General features: G+C 34.8%; 21 protein-coding genes and 1 pseudogene. 12 read left to right on the forward strand and 10 right to left on the reverse strand.

Annotated features, from left to right (window positions below):
* Positions 1–31: 31 nt before the first annotated feature.
* From RCH13_RS01235 to ku, 5 genes are all read right to left on the reverse strand, one after another.
* Entirely contained in the window at positions 32–1,135 is a 1,104-nt protein-coding gene (locus RCH13_RS01235; protein ID WP_326985386.1) for a DNA topoisomerase IB, read from the reverse strand.
* A 140-nt stretch (positions 1,136–1,275) separates the two neighbouring features.
* Positions 1,276–1,440, reverse strand: a complete 165-nt coding sequence (locus RCH13_RS01240) for a phosphatidate cytidylyltransferase (RefSeq protein WP_326985387.1) — start codon at positions 1,438–1,440, stop codon at positions 1,276–1,278.
* A 34-nt stretch (positions 1,441–1,474) separates the two neighbouring features.
* Positions 1,475–1,912 carry a DUF6526 family protein gene (locus RCH13_RS01245; RefSeq protein WP_326985388.1) on the reverse strand — a complete coding sequence of 146 codons (438 nt, stop codon included), beginning with the start codon at positions 1,910–1,912 and terminating at the stop codon, positions 1,475–1,477.
* 81 nt (positions 1,913–1,993) lie between these two features.
* The gene (gene ligD, locus RCH13_RS01250; RefSeq protein WP_326985389.1) at positions 1,994–4,525 is read right to left on the reverse strand and encodes a DNA ligase D; all 2,532 of its coding nucleotides are present in this window, start codon (positions 4,523–4,525) and stop codon (positions 1,994–1,996) included.
* Between the two features lie 25 nt (positions 4,526–4,550).
* Positions 4,551–5,330 carry a non-homologous end joining protein Ku gene (ku, locus tag RCH13_RS01255; RefSeq protein WP_326985390.1) on the reverse strand — a complete coding sequence of 260 codons (780 nt, stop codon included), beginning with the start codon at positions 5,328–5,330 and terminating at the stop codon, positions 4,551–4,553.
* A 190-nt stretch (positions 5,331–5,520) separates the two neighbouring features.
* On the opposite strand from ku, the gene RCH13_RS01260 reads away from it, so the two are divergent.
* The 4 genes from RCH13_RS01260 (at position 5,521) to RCH13_RS01275 (ending at position 9,101) form a co-directional block, all read left to right on the forward strand.
* Complete coding sequence (locus RCH13_RS01260) at positions 5,521–5,970, forward strand: DUF2147 domain-containing protein (protein WP_326985391.1); 450 nt, start codon at positions 5,521–5,523, stop codon at positions 5,968–5,970.
* A gap of 29 nt (positions 5,971–5,999) precedes the next feature.
* Positions 6,000–6,344 (forward strand): phage holin family protein, encoded by a 345-nt coding sequence (locus RCH13_RS01265; RefSeq protein WP_326985392.1) that lies wholly within the window; start codon positions 6,000–6,002, stop codon positions 6,342–6,344.
* 170 nt (positions 6,345–6,514) lie between these two features.
* Positions 6,515–8,512 carry a S9 family peptidase gene (locus tag RCH13_RS01270; protein WP_326985393.1) on the forward strand — a complete coding sequence of 666 codons (1,998 nt, stop codon included), beginning with the start codon at positions 6,515–6,517 and terminating at the stop codon, positions 8,510–8,512.
* A 43-nt stretch (positions 8,513–8,555) separates the two neighbouring features.
* Positions 8,556–9,101 (forward strand): DNA-deoxyinosine glycosylase, encoded by a 546-nt coding sequence (locus RCH13_RS01275; RefSeq protein WP_326985394.1) that lies wholly within the window; start codon positions 8,556–8,558, stop codon positions 9,099–9,101.
* 31 nt (positions 9,102–9,132) lie between these two features.
* Here the strand turns inward: RCH13_RS01275 and RCH13_RS01280 are convergent, their stop codons facing one another.
* Positions 9,133–9,681 carry a hypothetical protein gene (locus RCH13_RS01280; RefSeq protein ID WP_326985395.1) on the reverse strand — a complete coding sequence of 183 codons (549 nt, stop codon included), beginning with the start codon at positions 9,679–9,681 and terminating at the stop codon, positions 9,133–9,135.
* A gap of 191 nt (positions 9,682–9,872) precedes the next feature.
* On the opposite strand from RCH13_RS01280, the gene queA reads away from it, so the two are divergent.
* The 7 genes and pseudogenes from queA (at position 9,873) to RCH13_RS01315 (ending at position 15,768) form a co-directional block, all read left to right on the forward strand.
* Entirely contained in the window at positions 9,873–10,922 is a 1,050-nt protein-coding gene (gene queA, locus RCH13_RS01285) for a tRNA preQ1(34) S-adenosylmethionine ribosyltransferase-isomerase QueA (RefSeq protein WP_326985396.1), read from the forward strand.
* Between the two features lie 145 nt (positions 10,923–11,067).
* A pseudogene (locus RCH13_RS01290) lies at positions 11,068–11,340 on the forward strand (four helix bundle protein); the annotation flags it as partial.
* Positions 11,341–11,430: 90 nt separating this feature from the next.
* Entirely contained in the window at positions 11,431–12,465 is a 1,035-nt protein-coding gene (gene rlmN, locus RCH13_RS01295; protein ID WP_326985397.1) for a 23S rRNA (adenine(2503)-C(2))-methyltransferase RlmN, read from the forward strand.
* On the forward strand, positions 12,465–13,184 hold the full coding sequence (locus RCH13_RS01300; protein WP_326985398.1) for a YoaK family protein: 720 nt from the start codon (positions 12,465–12,467) through the stop codon (positions 13,182–13,184). Before rlmN ends, RCH13_RS01300 begins: the two co-directional genes overlap by 1 nt.
* Positions 13,181–14,056 (forward strand): hypothetical protein, encoded by an 876-nt coding sequence (locus tag RCH13_RS01305; RefSeq protein ID WP_326985399.1) that lies wholly within the window; start codon positions 13,181–13,183, stop codon positions 14,054–14,056. Before RCH13_RS01300 ends, RCH13_RS01305 begins: the two co-directional genes overlap by 4 nt.
* An 81-nt stretch (positions 14,057–14,137) precedes the next feature.
* On the forward strand, positions 14,138–15,115 hold the full coding sequence (locus RCH13_RS01310) for a polyprenyl synthetase family protein (protein ID WP_326985400.1): 978 nt from the start codon (positions 14,138–14,140) through the stop codon (positions 15,113–15,115).
* Between the two features lie 209 nt (positions 15,116–15,324).
* Positions 15,325–15,768 (forward strand): ferritin-like domain-containing protein, encoded by a 444-nt coding sequence (locus tag RCH13_RS01315; RefSeq protein WP_326985401.1) that lies wholly within the window; start codon positions 15,325–15,327, stop codon positions 15,766–15,768.
* A 161-nt stretch (positions 15,769–15,929) separates the two neighbouring features.
* Here the strand turns inward: RCH13_RS01315 and RCH13_RS01320 are convergent, their stop codons facing one another.
* The 3 genes from RCH13_RS01320 to rlmF form a co-directional block, all read right to left on the reverse strand.
* Complete coding sequence (locus RCH13_RS01320; protein ID WP_326985402.1) at positions 15,930–16,361, reverse strand: META domain-containing protein; 432 nt, start codon at positions 16,359–16,361, stop codon at positions 15,930–15,932.
* A 164-nt stretch (positions 16,362–16,525) separates the two neighbouring features.
* Complete coding sequence (locus RCH13_RS01325) at positions 16,526–17,089, reverse strand: pentapeptide repeat-containing protein (protein WP_326985403.1); 564 nt, start codon at positions 17,087–17,089, stop codon at positions 16,526–16,528.
* A 36-nt stretch (positions 17,090–17,125) separates the two neighbouring features.
* Positions 17,126–18,100 carry a 23S rRNA (adenine(1618)-N(6))-methyltransferase RlmF gene (gene rlmF, locus RCH13_RS01330; RefSeq protein WP_326985404.1) on the reverse strand — a complete coding sequence of 325 codons (975 nt, stop codon included), beginning with the start codon at positions 18,098–18,100 and terminating at the stop codon, positions 17,126–17,128.
* A gap of 533 nt (positions 18,101–18,633) precedes the next feature.
* Here rlmF and RCH13_RS01335 point away from each other — a divergent pair.
* Positions 18,634–20,880: an inorganic phosphate transporter gene (locus RCH13_RS01335; RefSeq protein WP_326985405.1), complete on the forward strand. Its 2,247-nt coding sequence runs from the start codon at positions 18,634–18,636 to the stop codon at positions 20,878–20,880.
* Positions 20,881–20,916: 36 nt separating this feature from the next.
* Here the strand turns inward: RCH13_RS01335 and RCH13_RS01340 are convergent, their stop codons facing one another.
* Positions 20,917–23,418, reverse strand: a complete 2,502-nt coding sequence (locus tag RCH13_RS01340) for a cation-translocating P-type ATPase (protein ID WP_326985406.1) — start codon at positions 23,416–23,418, stop codon at positions 20,917–20,919.
* Between the last annotated feature and the right edge of the window lie 11 nt (positions 23,419–23,429).

Raw genomic sequence — 23,429 nt, forward strand, 5'->3', positions numbered from 1 at the left:
AAACATTTCCATTTTTGATATTTTCTACCATCTAAAGCTTCTCATTTTCTAAAATCTTCATAATGATTGTTTCTTCTTTGGTGAGACCTGTTTTACCGTCGTTTATTTCTATAGCATCCAATTCTTCCATGTATTTAGTGATGGAATTGTTTTCGTAAAGATTAATAACAAGAGGGTGCACGTAGTATTTTCTGCAGACCGCCTTTGTATTTCCCAATTCGCTGGCTACCATTTTTAATGCTTCATTAACTTTTAATTTATAGTCCTTGTCATTCTCTGATGCTCCAATTTCTTTAAAAGCAATAAGGGCATTAACAGTTCCCGACCAGGTTCGGAAATCTTTTGCGGTAAAATCATCACCGCTTATTTCTTTAATATAGTCATTCACCATTCCAGATTCTATGGCGTGTCTTTTACCATCTTGATCATAATATTGAAATAATTCTTTGCCGGGAATATCTTTACAGTTTTGCACAGCTTTCGCCAGCTTTGCATTTTTCATATCAATATCATGATAAACCCCTTTTTTCCCTTTGAAAGAAAAATGAATTTTTTTACCGGAAATATCTACATGTTTGTCTTTTAAAGTAGTAAGGCCAAAAGAACCGTATAACTTTTCATATATATTATTTCCGATTCTAATGTTGGTCCGTTCCATTAAACTCACAACTATGGCCAAAACCTTCCTTTTTTCTAAAGTCTTTAAAGCTAAGTCTTGTTCTAATGCTAAGCGAATCTTAGGCAATACATAGCCAAACTGCAACATTCTATAAAATTTAGTATGATTGCGTAACTTGTTCCACAGCGTGTGGTATCTGTATTGTTTACGGTGTTTAGCATCTAGTCCTGTTGCTTGCAAATGGCCATTTTCTAAAGCGCAAATCCATACATTTTCCCAAGCTGGTGGAATTGCCAATTGATTAATTCTGGTAATCTCATCGTTGCTCTTAATCTTTTCAGATCCCTTGAAATAGGCAAATTTCTTACCCGATTTTTTTCGCGTAATTCCGTCGAACTCGTTATCTGAGGTGTAAATTAATTTTACCGCTTTGGCAGATTTTACTGGATCCTTCATGATTTTCAAAATCTTAGCAGGAGTTAAGGAAGCGATAGGGTCTTTTTCAGCAGTGTTCATTTTATAAAAAGTTTTTTGTCAATCGATGGTGCTATGTTCTACCAAATAAGGTTAAAAAAAACCGGAAATAAAAAACAAAATGTTCCTTATTTCCGGCTGCTAATTTTTATCTAATCGATAATTTGATTAAGGGTTATGAATTATTTCTTTCCGCGTGCAAACAGCCATAGAATTAAGGAAATAACTCCCACTATAAGAATTACGGCCCACCACATTCCGGCTTTAAATATCGTTCCAATCGCATCACAACTCGTTAAAGTCATCATGGCAAAAACTGCTAAACTGAGTAAACTGAACTTTTTCATAATAGTTGATTTTAAGTTATATTTTAATGTTGTTTTATATTCTGTGGTGATCAGGTCTCCATTCATCGACGGATTTTTTAATGTCGTCTCCTGAAAGATTCTGCGTCAAGGCTTTGTTTAGTAATAATATAAATTGCTCATCATAAGCAAAACGAAGTGCCGCTAATTGACTGAAATCTAGTTTTTCTTCCACTTCATCGGATCTTTTCCCGAAGATTTCAAAATACCGTTGTTTAAATTCTAATCTCAAAATACGGTCTTGGTTTCCCAATGCATAATGTTGCCGAAGCATAATTGATACAAAAAGAATAAGGAAAATAACCACTGAAAATAAAATCCAAATGAGTTGATTAGACGCATCTGCAAAAGATTTATAAATCCCGAAAATTAAAAGTATTAATAAAAGGGGCAATAAAACGAAATGATGTGGCGGATAAAATTTCCTGTGATTTTTATAATTTTGGTTATTCATAAAAATTGATTATCAAATATTCCACCAAAATAACTTATGGTTGCCGAAAGATGACTTTCATAGATGAATTCGAAAACATTACTAAACTGATAGTAAATCAAGCGCTTTCATCATATCAAAACCTTTTTCTAAAACTGGTTTAAATAAATCCCCCTTTTTTTTAACGCGTTCTAAAGCATTCTCAATGTTAAAATCAGTTATTTTTAAACCGATTTTTAATTCTGTCCACTCAAGCGGCATGGAAACGGGTGCTCCGCTTTTTGGACGTACACTGTAAACACTCGCCAGGGTTTGTCGACGGCGATTTTGAAGATAATCCAGGTAAATTTTATTCTTATCTCTTTTTAGAAGAGCTCTTTCCAGTGTGGTGATTTCTGGCAATTTTTTTTCTACCATCTGCATTATTAAATGCCCAAAATCTTTTACTTGGTCAAAAGTATATTGAGCTCCAGTGGGTATGTAAATATGAATGCCCGTACTTCCTGAAGTTTTACAAAAGCCTTTAATCTTACCTTTATCCAAAACTTTCTTTGTGGCTTTAGCGGTTTCAATGACATCATCAAAAGAATTATTTTCAGAAGGATCTAAATCTAAAACCAAATAATCTGGGAAATCAGCCGTTTCTGCGCGGCTCGTCCAAACATTAAAGTCAATACAACCTAAATTGTTCAGATAAGCCATGGCGGCGCGGTCATTGCATAAAATATAATTGATGTTTTTATCGGAAGATTCAGAAAAAACGTGCTGCGTTTCAATCCAATCTGGCGTTTCTTCTCCAGCATCTTTTTGGTAAAAACTTAGACCATTTATTCCATTTGGGAACCGATTCATGGATTGCGGACGGTTTTTTAGATGCGGTAAAATGTACGTCGCCATTTTTTGGTAATATTCAATTACATCACCTTTTGAGAGACCCTCTTTTGGAAAGTAAATTTTATTTTGATTGGTTAATTTCACCTCCTGCTTACCCAGCTTTTCTACTTTATCATTATCACCAAGTTTAATTGTTTTTTCTTTTTTCTGCTCCGTTTCTTCAACTAAATTTTCTCTTTCATCTTGTAAATCTTTTATACTAAGGTCTTCACGTAACCTCAAAAAAACAGGATGCCGAAAAATGTGGTCTTTCGTTATTTCCGTAAATTTTATTTCTGCAATGAGTTCTGGTTTTAGCCAAGTTGCCTTTCCGTTCGTTTTCGGCACCACTTTAAAGGGCGATTCATCAATAATTAAGGGTTGAAAATGCTTATGTAAATTATTTAGGATTTTATCGCTGAACCCCGTTCCTGCATGTCCAGAAAACACCAATTCATCCTTTAGAAATGTACCCAAGATTAAAGAGCCAAATTTTGTTCTGCCGCCTTTTGGGTCGGTATATCCACAAATAAGAACATCTTGTGTTTGCAATCTTTTGATCTTCAACCAATCCCCACTTCGATTTCCTTCTTCATAAGTCGAGTCTATTTTTTTTGCCATCATTCCTTCCAATTCCATTTGTTCAATGACTTCGAAAAAATCTTTCCCCTTTTCGAGGACGTGATCATGGTATTTTATTAAATCTGTTTCTTTCAGCGCATCCTTTAATAATTCTTTTCGCTGCAAATAGGATAAATTTTGAGTGGAATGACCATTGAGCCAAAGCAAGTCGAAAACTTGATAAAGCACAATCACATTTTCTTGATCTGACTTATTTTGAAGCCACTGAAAATTGGGTTTTCCCGCATCGTCATACGCCACAAGTTCACCATCCAATACCATTTCATGATCCTGTAATTTCAAGGAGTTGACAATTTTTTTGAAGCTATCGGAGAAAGAAAGACCATTTCGGGAATACAGCTGAATCTCATTTCGCAAATCCGCAACCGCTCTGTAACCATCCCATTTAATTTCGAAAGCCCAATTTTGATCATCAAAAGATTCCTTTCCAATTTCTGAAAGCATGGGTTTAATGAATTTTTTTAATTTCTTCGCGCCAGAAAGGGAAGGCGAGTAATGGTGATAAGATTTTACTTCATCGGTAGAAGTTCCATTTTTCTTACTTCTTTTTTGTTCTAAAAGTGCCGTTACCTTTGAATCAGAATCTGTGTTTTCTTCTGCATCATAAAATTCTGTGGCGAAGCCATCTTTGTGTTTAATGAGCAACCAGGCATTTCCCTCTTTAGAATTTTTAATTTTGACCAAGGCAAATTCACCCTGCAATTTTTTTCCTTTTAAAACTATTTTGAGAGAATCACTTGCGAGTTCTTCCACCATGACCTCATTGTCACTTTTGCCCTTTTGTTTTGATATCGGTTCATAAATTCCTTCGTCCCAAATTTCCACTTCACCTGCACCGTAATTTCCTTTCGGAATGGTTCCTTCAAAAGATCGATAATCAAAAGGATGATCTTCTACCATCATGGCCAAACGTTTATCTTCCGGATTTAAAGAGGGTCCTTTCGGCACGGCCCAACTTTTTAAAACACCCTCCATTTCTAAGCGAAAATCATAATGCAGCCGACTAGCTGCATGGCGCTGAATGACGAATTTTAATTTGCCGTTCGTTATTTTCAGTTTTCCTTCGGGTTCGCTTGTTTCCTTAAAGTCCCGCTTTTTATGATAATCTTCTAAAGACATTTTAATTTTATTTTAAGGATGAAATTTAACTGGCTTTTACTTTTCCTTTTTGCAAGCTGGCTTTTAATTGCGCCATTAAATCCGTTGCCTTGGACGTTTTTTCTTCTTTTGTTTCAATTTTTTTGGTTTTTCCTTTGGCCTTCGCTTTAATAATTTTCAGCAGGTCATCATTGTAAGTATTTTTAAACTTTTTGGGATCAAAGGTGGTGGCAAGTTGCTTAATAAGAGATTCTGCCATAGAAAGTTCCTCCTTACTCGGTTTTTTTCCACTCGGCAATTTTAAATCTTCGAAGGAGCGAATTTCTTCTGGATAGCGCATTCTATTTACCATCAAAATCTTATCTTCGTAAGGTCTCACTAAACAAAGAATTTCTTTTTCTCGCAAAATAAAAGTTCCAATCCCTGCCATCTTTGTTTTTAGGAGGGAATTCAGCAAAAGTTTGTAAGCTTCTTCGCCGTTCTTTTGAGGTTCCAAAAAGTATGAACTTTCAAAGTAAGTACTGTCGATTTCTTTAATATCTACGAATTGCTTGATGCGTAGTATTTTGGATTTTTCTGGACTTACCTGATCAAAATCTTCGTCGGTTAAAACCACATACTTGTCTTTTAATTTGTAACCTTTTACAATTTCTGCCCATTTCACTTCTTTTCCCGTCTTCGCATTAACCCTTTTAAAATTAATGTTTTCCAAATCATTTTTATCCAGCATGTCTAAATCCAAATTACTTTCTCCCGTGGCAGAATATAATTTAATGGGAATGTTCACCAAACCAAAACCTATTGCACCGTTCCAAATTGCCCGCATAATTTTTTATTTTAGCCAAGATGGCCATCAAAAACTCTTCCATTTCATTTATGCAACTTTTATAACATTGATAAGCATATAGCGATAAATTTATCAAAAACATTGAATGAAAGCAAATTTAATGTACTAAAATAGAAGAAGAAGTAACCGTACTTTTATCAGATGGCAAAAAAGTTGCATAGCAGATGGCATGCTTCAAAAAATATTACTTCTCCTTATTTCCAGTTTTTTTCTTAATTTTAATGCACAGTCCAAAACCGATCTCATATTGGGAGATTGGATGGCTACCGATAACAGTGTTTTGGTAAGTGTATTTGAAGACGGAAATGATTACAATGCGAAAGTTCTGTGGTTTGATAAAAATTTAGGAAGCGGAAAACCTATTCACGAACGGCGAGATCATGCGAATCCAAATCCTAAATTGAGAAATAGGAAAATAATTGGGATGGAAATTTTACATGGATTACAGTATAATGCAAAAAACTATTCTTGGGAACATGGGAAAATTTATGATGGATCCAGTGGACGAACATGGGATTCTTCTGTCACCGTAGAAAAAGACGGCACTTTAAAGGTTCGTGGATATTGGAAATTTAAATGGATTGGGAAAACCATGAGTTTTAGAAAATATAAACCTTAAAATAAACTAAACAACCTTAAAATTAAATTATGAATCTTATTATTAAACTTTTGGTAACCGCTGTCGTTGCTTACTTTCTTTCTTATATTCTAACAGGTATTCGCTTTGATGGTTTTACTTCCGCGATCATTTTCGCGATCGTTCTGGGATTACTTAACTTAATTGTAACACCAATTTTAAAAATTTTGGGATTGCCTTTAACTATTATTACGCTTGGACTTTTCTCCCTCGTAATCAATGCTATTGTGATACTGATTGCAGAATCTGCCATTTCTGGAATGACGGTAGATAGCTTTTGGTGGGCATTTATTTTCAGTATGGCCCTATCTTTAATTACCTCTTTACTCAATGGAATTTTCACCTCCAAAGATTAAAAAATTTTACTATAAATGAGATTCGGCTTTTAATATTTAAAGGCTGATTTTTTTTAAAATGACCTTTTGAAATTTTTCTGTAGTACGTTATTTTAAAAATTCCCTGCAGCTACTCCTATAATTCTCCCGATAATTATCAATATATTTACCCTCAAACATGAAAATATCTTATGAAAATTAAATATTTGCTTTTGGCAATAACTGCAACAACCTTCATGAAAGCACAAGAAGTAATGACTCCAGAAAAATTGTGGACGCTTAATAAAATAGGCGTTTCTGCCGTTTCTCCGGATCAAAGTTCATTAATTTACAGCATCGGAAAAACAGATTTGAAAACCGAAAAAAATAACAAGAAAAATTATTTCTTCTCTGTAAAAAATGCTCAGGCTACAGCACTTGATTTAGGAAAAAAATCACTCATACAGTGGGATGAAAATGGCTTATATGCACAGGAAGATGGAAAAATTTACTTATCCAAAGATGCGGGAAAAACCTGGACAGAATTCTACACCATAGGCGAAGTTGACAATATCGTAATCTCTCCAGATGGTAAAAAATTTGCTTTCAGTAAAGAAGCGCTCGTGGAAAAAGCAATGGCAAAAGACAAGTATGCCGATACTCCAAAATCAAGCGCTTACATCTATACCGATCTCAATCATCGCCATTGGGATTATTTTAATGAGGGAAAATACAATCACGTTTTTGTAGGCAATATATCTGATGCAGTAGATCAAGCCAAAGATTTGTTAGAAGGAAAAGCTTGGGATTCTCCCCAGCGACCTTTCGGTGGTGCTGAAGATTTTATCTGGGCTCCAGATTCCTCCAAACTGCTTTACGTTACGAAGCCGATGAGCGGCATGGAATACGCCCAATCCACAAACACAGATATTTTCGCGTACGATATAAATTCTGGGGAAACCAAAAATCTTACAAAAAGCAATAAAGGATATGATGTAAACCCGAAATTCTCTCCAGATGGTAAATTCCTTTCTTGGCAATCCATGGAAGCGGATAGTTTCGAAGCGGATAAAAATGATTTAAAAATCATGGATTGGAAATCAGGAAACGTCATGAATCTTACTAAAAATTGGGATGAAAGCGTAACGGGAGCAACCTTTTGGGCAAAGGATTCCAAAATGATTTATTTTACGGCGGCATTTCGCGGGACACAACAATTATTTTCCTTAAATCCGAAAACCTCAAAAGTTTCACAGATTACAAAAGGTGATTTTGATGTGAACGATATTTTTGCTCAAGACAAAAATTCCCTCTTAGTTGCGAGAACAGATATGAATCACAATGCGGATTTATACACGGTGGATCTTAAAAAAAGCTCCATGACGCAAGTGACCGAAGTTAATAAAGAGAATTACTCCAAAATAATACCGTCTAAAACAGAACTTAAAATGGTGAAAACCACCGATGGAAAGGAAATGGGAGTTTGGTTTATCTATCCACCGAACTTTGATCCCGCTAAAAAATATGCAACATTACTTTATTGCCAAGGTGGACCACAATCTGCGCTCACGCAATTTTTCAGCACACGATGGAATTTCGCTTTGATGGCGGCAAATGATTACATTATTGTTGCACCAAACAGACGTGGGATGCCGGGTTGGGGGACAAAATGGAATGAAGACATCTCCAAAGATTGGGGTGGACAGGTAATGAAGGATTATCTATCTGCTGCGGATTACGCTAAGACTTTGCCATATGTCGATTCTGAAAGAATTGGCGCAGTGGGTGCAAGTTATGGTGGATACAGCGTTTTTATGTTGGCGGGAATTCATGAAAATAGATTTAAAACTTTTATCGCGCATGATGGTTTATTTGATATGAAATCTTGGTACTTAACCACAGAGGAATTATTTTTTGCAAACTGGGATTTAGGTGGAACACCTTATGATATTCCAACTCCAAAATCTTATACAGAGTTCAACCCTTCTAATTACGTGAATAAATGGAACAAACCGATGATGATTATTCAAGGTGGAATTGATTACCGAGTTCCTTATGAACAAGGTCAAGAAGCTTTTCAAGCCGCGAAATTGAAAGGATTGAAATCTAAATTCCTTTATTTCCCAAATGAAAACCACTGGGTTTTAAAACCTCAAAATGGGTTGGTTTGGCAAAGAGAATTTTTTGCATGGTTGAAAGAAACCTTATAAAACATAGAAGTCCAGGTTAATCTGGACTTTTTTAATTTATATTATGAAGAGAATTTCCTCCTTTCCGCTGATTATTTCTAAAGATGCTAAAGGTCTTATTTTAGGTTCAGTTCCGGGCATTAAATCTGTAGATATGCATGAGTATTACAATCATCCTCAAAACAAATTTTGGAAATTCTTTTTGAATTATTTGAAGAAAATTATAACAACAAATTATGCGGAAAAAGTAGAATTTGTCCATCGAAATTTAATGGAGGTTTGGAATGTCATTGATTCTTGTGAGAGAAACGGAAGTTTAGACACAGAAATCAGAAACGAAAATCACCATGATATTTTACAATTTTTAGTGGGGTATCCGTCGATAGAAGTAATTTTTTGCAATGGGCAGAAATCTTTCAAAACCTTACAAAAAATTCTGCCAAAAGATTTTCATCTTCTTGTCAACGTTTTGCCCTCAAGTAGTCCGGCATATACTATTTCATTTGAAAAGAAACTGAAAGACTGGACAAACATTAAAAGTTATTTTAGTTATCCTGAAAAATTAGATGAGAAATATTTTACAAAAAAAAAGGAAACCTACCTTATGTAGATTTCCTTTTTAAGTTTTAAAAATTTGAAAATTATAATTGCGCCTTCACTTTAAATCCTGCATTCAGTTTCATTGTGATTTGATCCGCAGTTACCGTACTGGACTGAATTTCAAAAATGATTGAATTTTGACTGGTTCGGAAATATTCCAAAACTTCTCCATCATCCGTGCTGAACGTAATGGTAGTCGGACTTGTATTATTATATGCGGTTGCGATCAGTCGTTCTGGTTGATTGGGTGCTTTAATGTAGATTCTTGCATTTTTAATCACATCCAACCGAGTTCCCAATTGAGAATTCACATAATCTAAAGTCAAAGTATTCAATTTTACTGATTTTAAATTATTGATAGAAAAGTTCGGATTATTCTCCTTGATTTTCGCGTCCAAGTCAATATTCATAGGTATTTCCGGTGTTCTGGTATAAGTGGTGGTACTTATACTTGCAAACGGAACTTGAAAAGTATTGCTAAATGGCACATCAAAGGGAGGTAACACATCAAGAACCGTATTGATAATATCTCTACAACTCGTCGTAAATGTCAGGACAAAAATTGTAAACAGAAATGATAATTTTTTCATTGTAATAAATTTTAATTTTTTTTAAGCCTTGCATTTATCATTCCAAGTTTGATAATTATCAAAAGTATTCTATTTTTGATTGGTTTTACTTAAACTGCCCATTTACTTGACTTTGCCTTTTCAATGTCGTATATTTGCACTCCGAAAATTTTGAATTTTTGGAGTAATTTTTAAACCGTAATTTAAAAACAATGAAAACATCTGAATTTAATTTTCACTTACCAGAAGAACTTTTGGCAGAATATCCAAGTGAACACAGAGACGAAGCAAAACTGATGGTATTGGATCGCAAGACCCAAACCATAGAACATAAATTATTCAAAGACGTAGTTGATTATTTTGATGAAAAAGATTTATTCATCTTTAATAATACGAAAGTTTTCCCGGCAAGATTGTACGGAAACAAAGAAAAGACAGGCGCCAAAATTGAAGTTTTTCTTTTAAGAGAATTAGACAAGGAAACCAGAGTTTGGGATGTTTTAGTTGATCCAGCAAGAAAAATTAGAATTGGTAACAAATTATTTTTCACCGAAGACGAGGCGTTAGTTGCTGAAGTAATTGATAATACGACCTCCAGAGGAAGAACACTTCGATTTTTATATGATGGTTCTTATGAAGAGTTCCGCACGAAATTGAAAGAACTGGGAGAAACACCACTTCCAAAATATATTAAAAGAGAAGTAGAAGCTTCTGATGCAGAACGTTATCAAACAATTTATGCTAAGCATGAAGGTGCTGTAGCGGCTCCAACTGCAGGATTGCACTTTTCTCGACATTTGATGAAAAGATTGGAAATTAAAGGAATTGACTTCGCGGAAGTAACTCTACATGTGGGTCTTGGAACATTTAATCCGATTGAAGTTGAAGATTTGAGTAAACACAAAATGGAGTCGGAAGAAGCCATTATTGATCAAAAAAATGCTGACATCATTAACAAAGCTGTAGCTGAACAAAGAAGAGTTTGCGCAGTTGGTACAACCACCATGAGAGCGATTGAGACTTCAGTTTCTTCAAACAGAAAAATTGGACCTTATCACGGTTGGACAAATAAATTTATTTTCCCTCCACATGATTTCGGTGTTGCTAATTGTATGATCACTAATTTCCATACGCCTAAATCAACATTAATGATGATGGTTGCAGCATTTTCTGGAAAAGATTTCCTGATGCAAGCTTATGAAGAAGCCGTGAAGAATGAGTACAAATTTTACTCTTACGGTGACGCAATGTTGATCATTTAAGACCAAAGAAAAAAGGGAAAAGAGCCAAGTGAAAAGTTGGCTCTTTAACTTAATAAGGAGTTATTGTCTTTAACAAATCTATATTTTTGATATGAAAAACAACGATTAATTAGAGCGAACTTTTTAGTTTTTACGTAAACTACCAACTGATCCTGAATGCCGATTGATCCGGGACCAACTTGGAAAATCATCGACTTCTCTAGGTGCAAATTATGAAGAATCGCAAGCTGGTTCATCAAGAGCAGATTTTAAGAATAAAGTAAAAATTTCTTTACGGGAAACTCGAGAATCAAATTATTGGTTGAGAGTTATTAAAGCTTTGGAAGATATTCAAGAGGATGAATTAGATAGGCTTTTGCGAGAAAGCACAGAATTAAAAAATATATTCGGAGCTATTATCAATAAAACCAAATTATAAATTTTTGTTTGGGAAAAACTAAATCAATAAATCACAAAGAATGAGATTGAAAAATTTTTATCTTTTTACTTTTTACTTGGCTCTTACACAATGAAGGACATCCGCACATTAACACTCGAGCAGCTCCAAGAATATTTTATTTCCTTGGGAGAAAAACCTTTCCGCGCGAAGCAGGTTTATGAATGGTTGTGGAGTAAAAATTTGCACTCCATCGAGGAGATGACCAATCTTTCAAAAGAGTTAAGAGATAAAATTTCCCAAGAATATATCATCAATCCAATTTCCGTAGATCAACTTCAAAAATCAACAGATGGAACCATTAAGAACGGTGTAAAATTACACGATGGTCTTCTGGTAGAATCTGTTTTAATCCCAACTGAAACACGCACCACAGCCTGCGTTTCCTCTCAAGTTGGATGTTCACTAAACTGCGAATTTTGTGCTACTGCGCGTTTGAAAAGGATGCGGAATTTAGAAGTTGCAGAAATTGTAGATCAAGTCGCCTTGATTGATCGCCAAAGTAAACTGTATTTCGACCGACCCCTTTCCAATATTGTTTTTATGGGAATGGGTGAACCCATGATGAACTACAAAAATGTAGTAGAATCCATAAGGAAAATATCAGACCCTAAAGGTTTAGGAATGTCGCCACGGAGAATTACCGTTTCCACTTCTGGTATTCCAAAGATGATCAAGATGCTTGCAGATGAAGATTTGCGCGTGAAGCTGGCTTTGTCTTTACATTCCGCCATCGAAAAGAAGAGAAATGAGATTATGCCTTTTTCCGATAAATTCCCTTTAACGGATATTATGGATTCCCTGAAATACTGGTATGAAAAAACGGGAAACATTGTCACATTTGAATATTGCGTTTGGAAAGATATTAATGATCAAGACGAAGATATTCAAGCCCTAATCCGGTTTTGTAAACAAATCCCGAGTAAGGTTAATTTGATACAGTATAATCCAATCGGCGACGGAAAATATGACCGATGTAATAAAGCAGCTGAAGAAAATTACGTCCGTCAATTGGAAAAAGCTGGAATTACAGTGTTGATAAGAAGAAGCCGGGGTGGTGATATAGATGCAGCCTGCGGACAACTCGCAAATAAAAGCAGTGAGTAATGTTCTCACACATCGGAAAATCCAGAACTCCCAAACATAATCTTGAAATAGCATCCTTACTTTCCTTCGTTGCAGGTTTGGTAAATGTAGTGGGCTTTTTTTCTGTTCAAAAATTAACAACTAATGTGACGGGTCATTTTGCTTTTTTTGTAGACGAAATTTTTAAACTCAATTTTATCCTAGCCTTTCATATTTCTCTTTATGTCTTTTTCTTTTTTTTGGGCGCATTTTTTGCAAACTTTATGGTGGAAACTTACTCCAGAATTAGGGAAACCCAAATCTACATACTTCCAATAATCACCGAAGCAGCCATCCTTGGAACAATCGCATTTGCGGGAACTTATTTAATGAGAGAGCATGCGGATGTTATTGCTTTTAGCTTGCTCTTCGCTATGGGAATGCAGAATTCTTTAGTTACCAGCATTTCAAAATCTATTGTTCGAACGACCCATTTAACAGGGCTATTCACCGATATGGGAATTGAGTTTTCCCAGCTCTTTTTCTACAAAGATAAAAGTCATAAAGGCAGGTTGATTAAATCCATTAAACTAAGGTTAACAATCATCTTCATGTTTTTTCTGGGCGGTTTATCTGGCGGAATCCTGTTCTCTAATTTCGGTATTAAGTCTCTGATTGTCGGCTCTTTTATTTTGATTGGAGGCTTACTCTATGATTTTCTTAAAATTAAATTTTTACTTTTAAAACGAAACAGAAGATGAAAAAAATCACTCTATTTTTCTTCCTAAGTTTTTACCTCAATTTTTCTGCGCAGCAAAATTATTCCTGGTTAAAACTTAATAAACATCAAGTGATGATTCTGGGAGATTCTTTAAAGGAAAATTCAGGTCTTGATTTTTTTCAGGATCGATTGTATACTCTTAATGATAGTGGGAATAGCTCCGATATTTTTGAAATTGAGCGGAAAACAGGCAAGATTAAAAAGATCTTAAAAACTAATTTTGTTAATATTGATTGGGAAGCCATTGCTTCGGATTCGTCCAACCTCTATATTGGTGATTTCGGTAATAATGCTGGAACACGAAAAAATTTAGCGGTATATAAAATCCCAATTCAAGATTCGCTTCAAGTGAAGTCTGCCACTAAAATACCGTTTTATTATCCAGAACAAAAAACTTTTGAACCAAAGAATTTAAATACTGATTTTGACGCTGAAGCGATGATTTACCTTAATGGAAAAATACATATTTTCACCAAGGAATGGTCTTCAAAATCTACAACACATTATACCATCAAAACCGAATCAACTGAATCTCAAGCAGCAGAAAAAATTGAAACTATTCCGCTTGATTATGTAGTTACAGATGCCGCGTATTTTAATAAAAAATTATATTTGGTCGGGTATACCAAAAAAACGGAAGTTTTCATGACCGTTTTTGACGAATCAGCACCGGGAATTTTCTTTGGTAAAAAGCCACGCCGATTTTATCTTGGAAGTGCACTTTCTGTCGGGCAAATTGAAGGAATCGCCGTTGATGAAGAAGGTCTATTTATTTCTGGTGAACAGTTTACTTCACCTTTTGGAAAAGTGAAGCCACGATTTTATTTCGTTCCTGCTCATCAATTGAAATAAAAGGTCCTATTATTCAATATTTCACCAACTTTAGGTTTATAATAATTATATTTGTCTTCCTCTAAATTTTAAGCTAAATCTGTGGCGAACATCGTAGAAGAAATTAAAAAACCCATTAATCAGGAGATGAAACTTTTTGAACAAAAGTTTTATGAATCCATGCGAAGTAACGTTGCACTTTTAGATAAAGTTACGCAGTTCATTGTGACTACAAAAGGAAAGCAAATGCGTCCTATGTTTGTGTTTCTCTGCGCTAAGTTAGTTGGTGAGGTGAAAGAAAAAACCTTCCGAGGTGCTTCTATGATTGAGTTAATTCATACCGCAACGTTGGTTCATGATGATGTGGTAGATGAAAGTTTTAAGCGTCGCAATTTCTTCTCCATCAATGCATTATGGAAGAATAAAATTGCAGTTTTGGTGGGAGATTATCTTTTGTCTAAAGCCGTTTTACTTTCCACGGATCACAAAGATTATGATTTGTTGGCCGTAATTTCCCGTACAATTCGCGAAATGGCGGAAGGTGAATTGTTGCAACTGGAAAAAGCCCGAAAACTTGATATTACGGAAGAAATTTATTACGAAATTATCCGACAAAAAACAGCGACATTAGTTGCGGCGTGTTGTGAAATCGGCGTTTTATCCAACGATGCAAATGAGGAAACTGCTTTGAAAATGAAAGAATTCGGGACTTTAACAGGAATGGCATTTCAGATTAAAGATGATCTTTTTGATTACCTAACTTCAAATATTATAGGGAAACCAGTTGGGATTGACATTAAAGAAAAAAAAATGACTTTGCCACTGATTTACGCCTTGAGAAATGCAAACTCCAAAGATCAAAAGTATTATTTCAATACCATAAAGCGCTATAATACGGATACAGATCGCGTGAAGGAACTCGTGGAATTTGTTAAAACTTCTGGTGGATTAGATTATGCAATCAAAATTATGAAAGAGTATCAAGCCAAGGCAAAAACTATTCTAAATGATTTCCCAGATTCTGAAGCGAAAACTTCTCTGCATCTCATGCTAGATTATGTTATTGAAAGGAAATATTAAGCGATTCAATAATTACTTTAACGTACAAAATTAAACATCTGGGGAAAACTGGATTTTTTTTATTTTATTATTCTGCTAAACAGTCAATTTTTTTTTTAAATTTTTAAAACGGCAAGGATCAGATGTTAAACTCTGTTAAATCTTACTAATAACTGATTATTGGTATGTTTTCTGTATAAAAAATTAGAATAACATTAAAAAATAGTACAATGGAAAACGACAAAGTAGTAAGCGTTCTTAATGAATTATTAACTAAAAATTATGATGCGGAAGCTGGATATAAAGAGGTTGCAGACAAAATTGGGCACACTTCTTTAAAATCTTATTTTCAAGATCAAGCGCAAAATAGATATGATTTCGGTCATGAAATCAAAGCAAACATCTCTAAATACGGCGGTGAGCCCGATAAAGGAACAAGTATTACTGGAGATTTACACAGAACATGGATTTCCATTAGAGATGCCTTTAGCAATGGAGATGAAGCGATCTATAGTGAGGCAGTTCGTGGTGAGGAAGCATTCTCTGAAGAGTATGGAGAAGTTTTAAACGATGAAGTTTTACCACAAGATATAAAAGACATGGTAAGAAACCAGAAACATTCTGTAGACAAAGCTTTAGCATCACTAAAAACGATGGAAGGTTTTAATTCTTAATTATTGACTTCTAAAAGTTAAAGATGGCTTTCTTAATTGAAAGCCATCTTTTTTTTGCTCAAATTATTCCTTAAAATATATAAAACCAAAAAAAGCAGGAAATTATTCCTGCTTTTAGTCTCGCCTCAATTTTTCATCGGAAAGATTAGTGGTAATTGTAATTATCTTTTAATCGATGATTTAAATCTCATCATCACCCCGTCATTCATCAATAATTCTAACTTTCCGTCTGTAGTAAATCTATAATTATCAATTTTTTTCATTGTTTCCAAAAATACTGCTTCACCATCTCCACAATATCTCATGGTTGTAACGCCCGGTATTGCGAATGAAATCATTTTGCCATTTGTGGTATATGTTGTGCTGTAACCGTTGCAACCTGTAGTTCCACTAACTTTTTTTAATTCCTCATTAAATCTGATTTCAGGTTTATCATCTGGAAATAAACCTGCGAAAGTAATTCTTGGACCAGTAACATATTCTAGTTCCCAAGCATTGTTAGCTAATTTACCTTTTTCGCCAGGCGTTAGCGTGGAACAAGAGACCAAAACTATGGAGATCAAAGCGATTAATAATAAGGTGTGTTTTTTCACAATGATTTTTTTTAGGTTTAAAAATTATTTCAATAACCAGAATGAAGAATGATAATCACCATTTTCAATTCTGAAACCTGTCCATTGCAATTAGTGTGCTACCACCCTCAAAAAGATATTTTCTCTCTTATAATAAAGGTAAATGTAAAAAGAAGTATCCTTTGTTAATCGATTATAAGATCATATTGATCCAGAAGACCTTGAAGGGCAGTTGAAGAAAATCTGGTTTTTTTTAAACTATTTTCTTGCGGATCCAATGAGTAGTTAAATGCAGTTCGGAAATCAGCTTTGTCTAGAATACAATTCTTAAATATTGACTGAGAAAGATCACAATAATCAAATATAACCGAAGTCAAATTACTTTCAGAAAAATCAATTTCCTGCAAAACGCAATTTTTGAAAGTTGATTTTTTAATATTCATCTGAAAAAAGTTAGAATGGCTTAGCTGACAGTTTTCAAAAAGGAAGGAGAGCCCAAAATCATTACAATTCTCAAATTGCAAACCCATCATTTTGCATTCCTTAAAGATTACATTCCGAAAAGCTGTTCCGTGCAGAAGTGCTAAACTTAGATTGCATTCCTGAAACTCACATTCGATAAACTTAAAATCTGATAGATTCCCGCTTGAGAAATCGCAACTGGTAAAGGTGCAGATTTCAAATTCTCCCTTTTCCAAAGGAGTTTTTTTTAGATCGATTCTTTCAAATTTCTGATCTTGATGATGCATATTAAAAAAATATTTTAATGAAAATCACATCGATCTTTAATCTTCTAATTCTGCTTTCCAGCGGTTTTCTCGCCACAATTTCTGTTCTTCTTTCGTTAAAAAAGACCAGGCAATAATACGGCTGGATTTATTTCCAGTACCGATGGGAATTGTTTTTACCTGAATGGCTTCCATCATACTTAATGATTTATAGATGCCTTTCAAGTTAGATTTTTTAGAAACCATGGTAGAAAACCAATAGCAGTTTTTAGAAAACATGCGGCTTTCTTCAATCATATTGTGAATAAATGTATGTTCACCGCCTTCGCAAACCAATTCGCTGCTAATTCCGCCAAAATTTAGTTCTGGAGTTTTAATTTTTTTCTTCGAAAGACTTTGCACTTTTCGGTGCGTTCCTTTCTTCGCCTCTTCCGTAGAAGAATGAAAAGGTGGATTGCACATTGTAAAATCAAACTGGTCATCGGAATTAATTATTCCTTCAAAAACGGATTTTGAATCTTCTTGGATTTTCAAGTTGATCTTATTTTCTAATTCGGGATTAGACGACACAATTTTCTGAGCGGCTTCCAATGATTCTGAATTAATGTCGGACCCTACAAAATTCCAATCATACTCTACAATTCCCAAAATAGGGTAGATACAGTTTGCTCCAACGCCAATATCCAATCCTGTAATTTTGTTTCCAGTTGGAACAGTACCAAAATTACTTTGAGACAATAAATCTGCGATATAATGAAGGTAATCTGCTCTGCCTGGAATGGGCGGAACCAAATTATCTTCGGGAAAATCCCAGTTTTTAATCCCGTAATAGTGACTGAGCAAAGCTTTATTCAAAAATTTCACCGCAAGAGGATTTGCAAAATCAACGGAATCTTCACCACTTTTACTTGGCGCAATGTATTCTCCTAATTCTGGTACTGCAATAAGCAAAGCTTCCAGATCATAGCGGTCGCGATTTTTGTTTCTGGGATGAAGTCTAACTTTTTCTTGGATATTTTTTTCAGTGGACATGTCTTTTTGGATTGCTTGGATGGAACAAATGAAGAGAAAAATTTGTAATGTATTGAGTTAAAAACGCAGGATACAACAATTTCCTTTTTCTGTAGGTGCAAAGATAATTAAATATGGCGCTTTCTACCTTTAGTTATCACAAACTTCTAGCAATCCCCAAATACTTTTGTAGAGCTTATTTCACTTCCCACTTAATTTGTACCGTTCCTGCGTTTTTCCTGTTCCCCGCATCCGCTAAACCATTGCAACATTAAAAAACGAAAAATCTAATTTCTAGAAATGCATATCTAAAATTTTTATCTAAATTTTAAAAGTTGCTATTGAGAAATTCGGGTGCATAATTAGGGAATCTCTACTGATTGATTTTTTAGCGAAAAATTTTTTAAAAAACTTTGTCATTATGACCATTGAAGCAGTAGATTTGAATGACATAAAATTATTTAAAAAAAACTCTAGTTGTAATTTAACATTGAGTTAACATAGAAGCGGAATGCTTAAACGATTTTTGTAAATTCTAAAAGCTAATAAAAAAAATGGAGCAAATTTATATTATAATGCTTATTGCATTAGGTGCATTGGCAATTATAGATTTAATGGTTGGGGTGAGTAATGACGCCGTTAACTTTTTAAATTCTGCGATCGGGTCCAAAGCGATCTCATTTAAAATTACCATGATCGTTGCTAGTTTTGGTGTTCTTATTGGCGCCATGTTTTCTAGCGGAATGATGGAAATTGCCCGAAGTGGTATTTTTGTTCCGAGCATGTTCAGCTTTGAAGATGTGATGATCATCTTTTTAGCAGTGATGATCGCTGATATTTTGCTGCTGGATGTTTTTAATTCCCTGGGATTGCCTACTTCTACTACGGTTTCAATTATTTTTGAGTTATTGGGCGCTGCAGTTTGTTTAGCACTTTATAAAATAGTGACTTCAGATGATAGTTTAGATAATTTAAGCTTGTATATTAATACCAAAAAAGCCACCATAATAGTCTATAGTATCTTACTTTCTGTATTTCTGTCTTTCTCTATTGGCGGTATCGTACAATATATTTCACGACTTATTTTCACCTTTCATTTTGAAAAAAAGCTTAAGTATTTTGGGGCTGTTTTCGGTGGAGTTGCAATTACGGCAATCACATTTTTTATATTAATTAAGGGGTTAAAAGGAGTTTCCTTTATTTCCAAAGAACAATTCGCCTGGATTGATGAGCATCAATTTTTGATCTTGGGCGTCAATTTTATATTTTTTCTTTTGCTTTCTCAACTGTTGATCAGTTATTTTAAGGTCAACATTTTAAAGGTAATTATTTTAATCGGCACCTTTGCATTGGCACTTGCTTTTGCAGGAAATGATCTGGTTAACTTTATCGGGGTGCCCATTGCCGCATTTAATTCCTACCAAATATTTCATGGAAGTGGGGTTTCAGGCGATGTATTTATGATGGGCGAATTGGCAAATGAGGACATTGTAGCACCATTTTATTTTCTACTAATGGCAGGTGTAATAATGGTGATTACGCTCTGGACCTCCAAAAAAGCTAAAAGCGTAATAGAAACTGAGTTAAATTTGTCGAGACAAGGCGATGGTTTAGAAAAATTTTCACCAAATACAATTTCTCGAGTTATTGTTCGATTTGGTGTCTACATAGGCGATGGAATCAATTATTTCTTACCAAAAAAATTGCAAATAAAAATTGACAGACGATTCATCAACATACCGAAATCTACAAAAAAAACTCTAGATGAACCCGCTTTTGATATGGTGAGAGCTTCAGTTAATTTGATGGTCGCAAGTATTCTGATAGCGATCGGTACTTCCATGAAATTGCCGTTATCTACCACTTATGTTACGTTTATGGTTGCCATGGGAACTTCCTTTGCGGACCGAGCTTGGGACAGAGAAAGTGCTGTTTACAGAATAGCAGGTGTTTTTAAAGTGATTGGTGGTTGGTTTTTTACCGCTATCATTGCTTTTTTGCTGGCTTTAGTAATCGCCTATATTCTAAAAATTGGCGAAGTGTTTGCCTTTGTAGGCCTCTTACTTTTACTGGCCATCATGTTATATAAAAGCGCTAGAAAACACAAGCAAAAAGCAGCAACTATTGCGAAAACAAAAAGTTTGCGAAAAGAGGATATCGGGACGGTAAATGAGATGATCAAAGAAAGTTCCGCGCAAATTTCTACCGTTTTCAATAAAACCAGTGCTTTGTACACTGCTCTGATAGACAATATAAGCTCTTATGATTTAGCCAAATTAAAAGAGAACAAAAAAGATCAAAAGAACTTAGAAAAAGAAGTTGATGAATTAAAAAGCAACGTCTTTTATTTCATTAAAAATCTAGATGATAATTCGGTTGAGGCCAGTAAATTCTACATTTTAATTTTGGGCTATTTGCAAGACATGGTACAATCCATTGATTTTATTACCAGCAACAGCCATTCGCATGTTAATAATAATCATAAGCCTCTAAAATTCAATCAAATTAGAGATCTTAAAACGATTGATACGCAATTGCAGCAGTTGTTGCTTCTGCTGGAAGATAGTTTTAAAACTGAAGATTTTTATAAAATTGACCAAATTTTAAATGAAAAGGAAGTGGTTTTAGCTACTGTTTCTGAGTTAATTACGAAGCAGATCATCAGAATTAGAACTACGGAAACCAGTCCGAAAAACAGCAAGTTCTATCTTTCTTTATTGCTGGAAACCAATGATTTGGTGAAATCAATTATGAACTTATTGGAATTATTTAAGGAATTTAATAAGTTCAATAAAAACTAGAAACCTTAACAAAGGATTGGGGAGTTTAGCAATGAATTAAAGTTTGGTCTTCATTCGGGTTCTTATCTTCACCAATTCATACCAGATTACAGATATAAATCCTGTTCCAATACTGATACCTAATTGCAAGAAAGTTGGTGTTTTAAACTGGAAAAAACTTGCCAAAGCCGGAACGAATAACAGCAAACCGGTAATGAGAACGGTAATGGAAATAATGAGCGGAACCAAATTGTTTTTGTATCTCAAAGTGGTGAAAATAGAGTAGTAGAAGGATCTGTTAACCAATGTTAAAAAAATATTAGCCGAAATTAAAACCGCAAATACCATGCTTCTTGTTTGGTCTTCATCAAATCCTTTTAAGACGGAATACTGATAAATAAACAAAGTCCCGGCGGTAATTACCAATCCCTGAATAATGCTTGTTGTCAATTCTTTCCAGTTGAAAAAAGTTGTGGTAAAAGGACGCGGTTTTTGCAAAAGCGTATTTTTTTCCATGGGTTCATTTTCAAAAATGATGGAACAGGTAGGACCCATGATCAATTCTAGAAAAATAATATGGACTGGCGAAAGAATATTGGGATAGATCCACGCAAAAACCAAAGGAATAAAAACAGTGAGAATAATCGGAATGTGAATGGAAATAATATACTGAATGGCTTTTTTCAGATTCGTATAAATTTTTCTCCCAACCGCCACTGCATCTACCATTTTGGATAGATCATCTTCTAATAAAATTAAGGAGGCTGCCTGTTTCGCAATTTCGGTGCCTTTTTTTCCCATGGCAATTCCAATATGGGCAGCTTTCAAGGCAGGACCGTCATTTACGCCATCTCCCGTCATGGCTACGATCTGATTGTTGGCTTTTAAAGCGTTGATGATTCTTAATTTCGCATCAGGAAACATGCGGGTAAAAATATTGGTTTCCATGACCTTTTCTTTCAGTTCAGCATCAGAAAGCTTCATTAATTCTTGTCCCGTTAAACTGTGTTCAGATCCTTTAAAGGAAATTTGTTTTGCAATCGCTCTGGTTGTTTCTGCATTGTCTCCTGTGATGATTTTAACGGAAATTCCGGCATTATAGAAATTATTTAAAACACTTTCAATATTTTTTTTCGGAGGATCGTAAAAGGCAACAATTCCTAAAAACTTAAATTGAAATTTCTGTTGCGTTGCGGGAAAATCACTTCCTAAAAAATCACTTTCACCGACACCTAAAACGCGGTAACCTTCTGCAGTAATCGTTTTTATGGCTTGCTCAATTTCCTGCTTTTCTACCGTTGTTAAATGAGAAACATTCATTAAAGCTTCAGGCGCTCCTTTCGCAGCAATGATTCTTTTACCAGAAGAATCTTCGAAAATATGCGTCATCATTGGTGGTTTTCCCCCCAAAGGATACTCATGAATCATTTTAAAACTTAAACGCTCATCTTGACTCATTATATTGGTATAAGCTCGGTGCAAAGCAATTTCCATAGGGTCAAAAGGAATCGGTTCACTTCCCCACATCGCGGTTTCCAGCAAATATTTTTCTGCGTCATCAGGATTTTCTGGAGTTGCAATTTTTTTAGAGGTAAAGGAATAGATTTTTGCCAGACTCATTTTATTTTCTGTGATGGTGCCGGTTTTATCCGTACAAATTACCGTGGCAGAACCCAATGTTTCCACTGTTTTCATTTGTTTCACTACGATTCCCATTTTCATCAGTCGCCACGCTCCAATCGCCATAAAAGTTGCAAAAGCCATCGGAATTTCTTCCGGCAAAATACTCATTGCCAAAGTAAGTGCCTTAAGCAAACTGTCTAATAAATCGTAGGAATTAAAATAATTAAGAGCCCAAACAATTACAAAAACTATTGCGCCTGCAAAAACGAGTTTTTTTACAAAATTGCTGATCTGCAATTCCAGCGGCGTTTTTTCTTCTTTAATGCTTTCCAGGCTTTTTCCAATTTTTCCTAACCGCGTTTCGTTGCCTATTTTCGTCACCGTAGCGATCGCTAAACCACTTGCAACCGTGGTTCCTTTAAAAATAAGAGGATCTTCTGATGATTGATCTTTAAAAACAGGAAAAGATTCTCCGGTTAAAATGGATTCATTTACGGAGAAATCATTGGAATGAATAATGGATCCATCTGCGGTGATGGCGGTTCCTTCTTCCACAATTAAACAATCTCCCACTACCAAATTTTCGCTTTCGATTTCTTCGGTTTCGCCATTCCGGATCACTTTGCATTGGGGTTGACTTAAAGTTTTAAGTTTTTCCAACGCGTTTCTACTTCTGGAATCTTGAAATAATGAAAGTGCGGAAACAACGATTATTGCGGAGGAAAGAAAAATGGCATCACCAATTTGACCACTAACGAAATAGATCGATGCAGCAACAAAAAGAAGAAGAACCATTGGTTCTTTCGCCAAACTTTTCACCGCCTCCAAAACTCCATTTTCTTTTTTGTAGTTGAGGGTATTTTTTCCAAATTTTTCCCGGGAAAGAATAACTTCTTCCTTTGTGAGGCCTTTTATATTGAAATTATGCTCAGTCATTTTTAAGGATT

It is taken from the genome of Chryseobacterium sp. MP_3.2 (assembly GCF_035984805.1).
Classification (GTDB): Bacteria; Bacteroidota; Bacteroidia; order Flavobacteriales; family Weeksellaceae; genus Kaistella.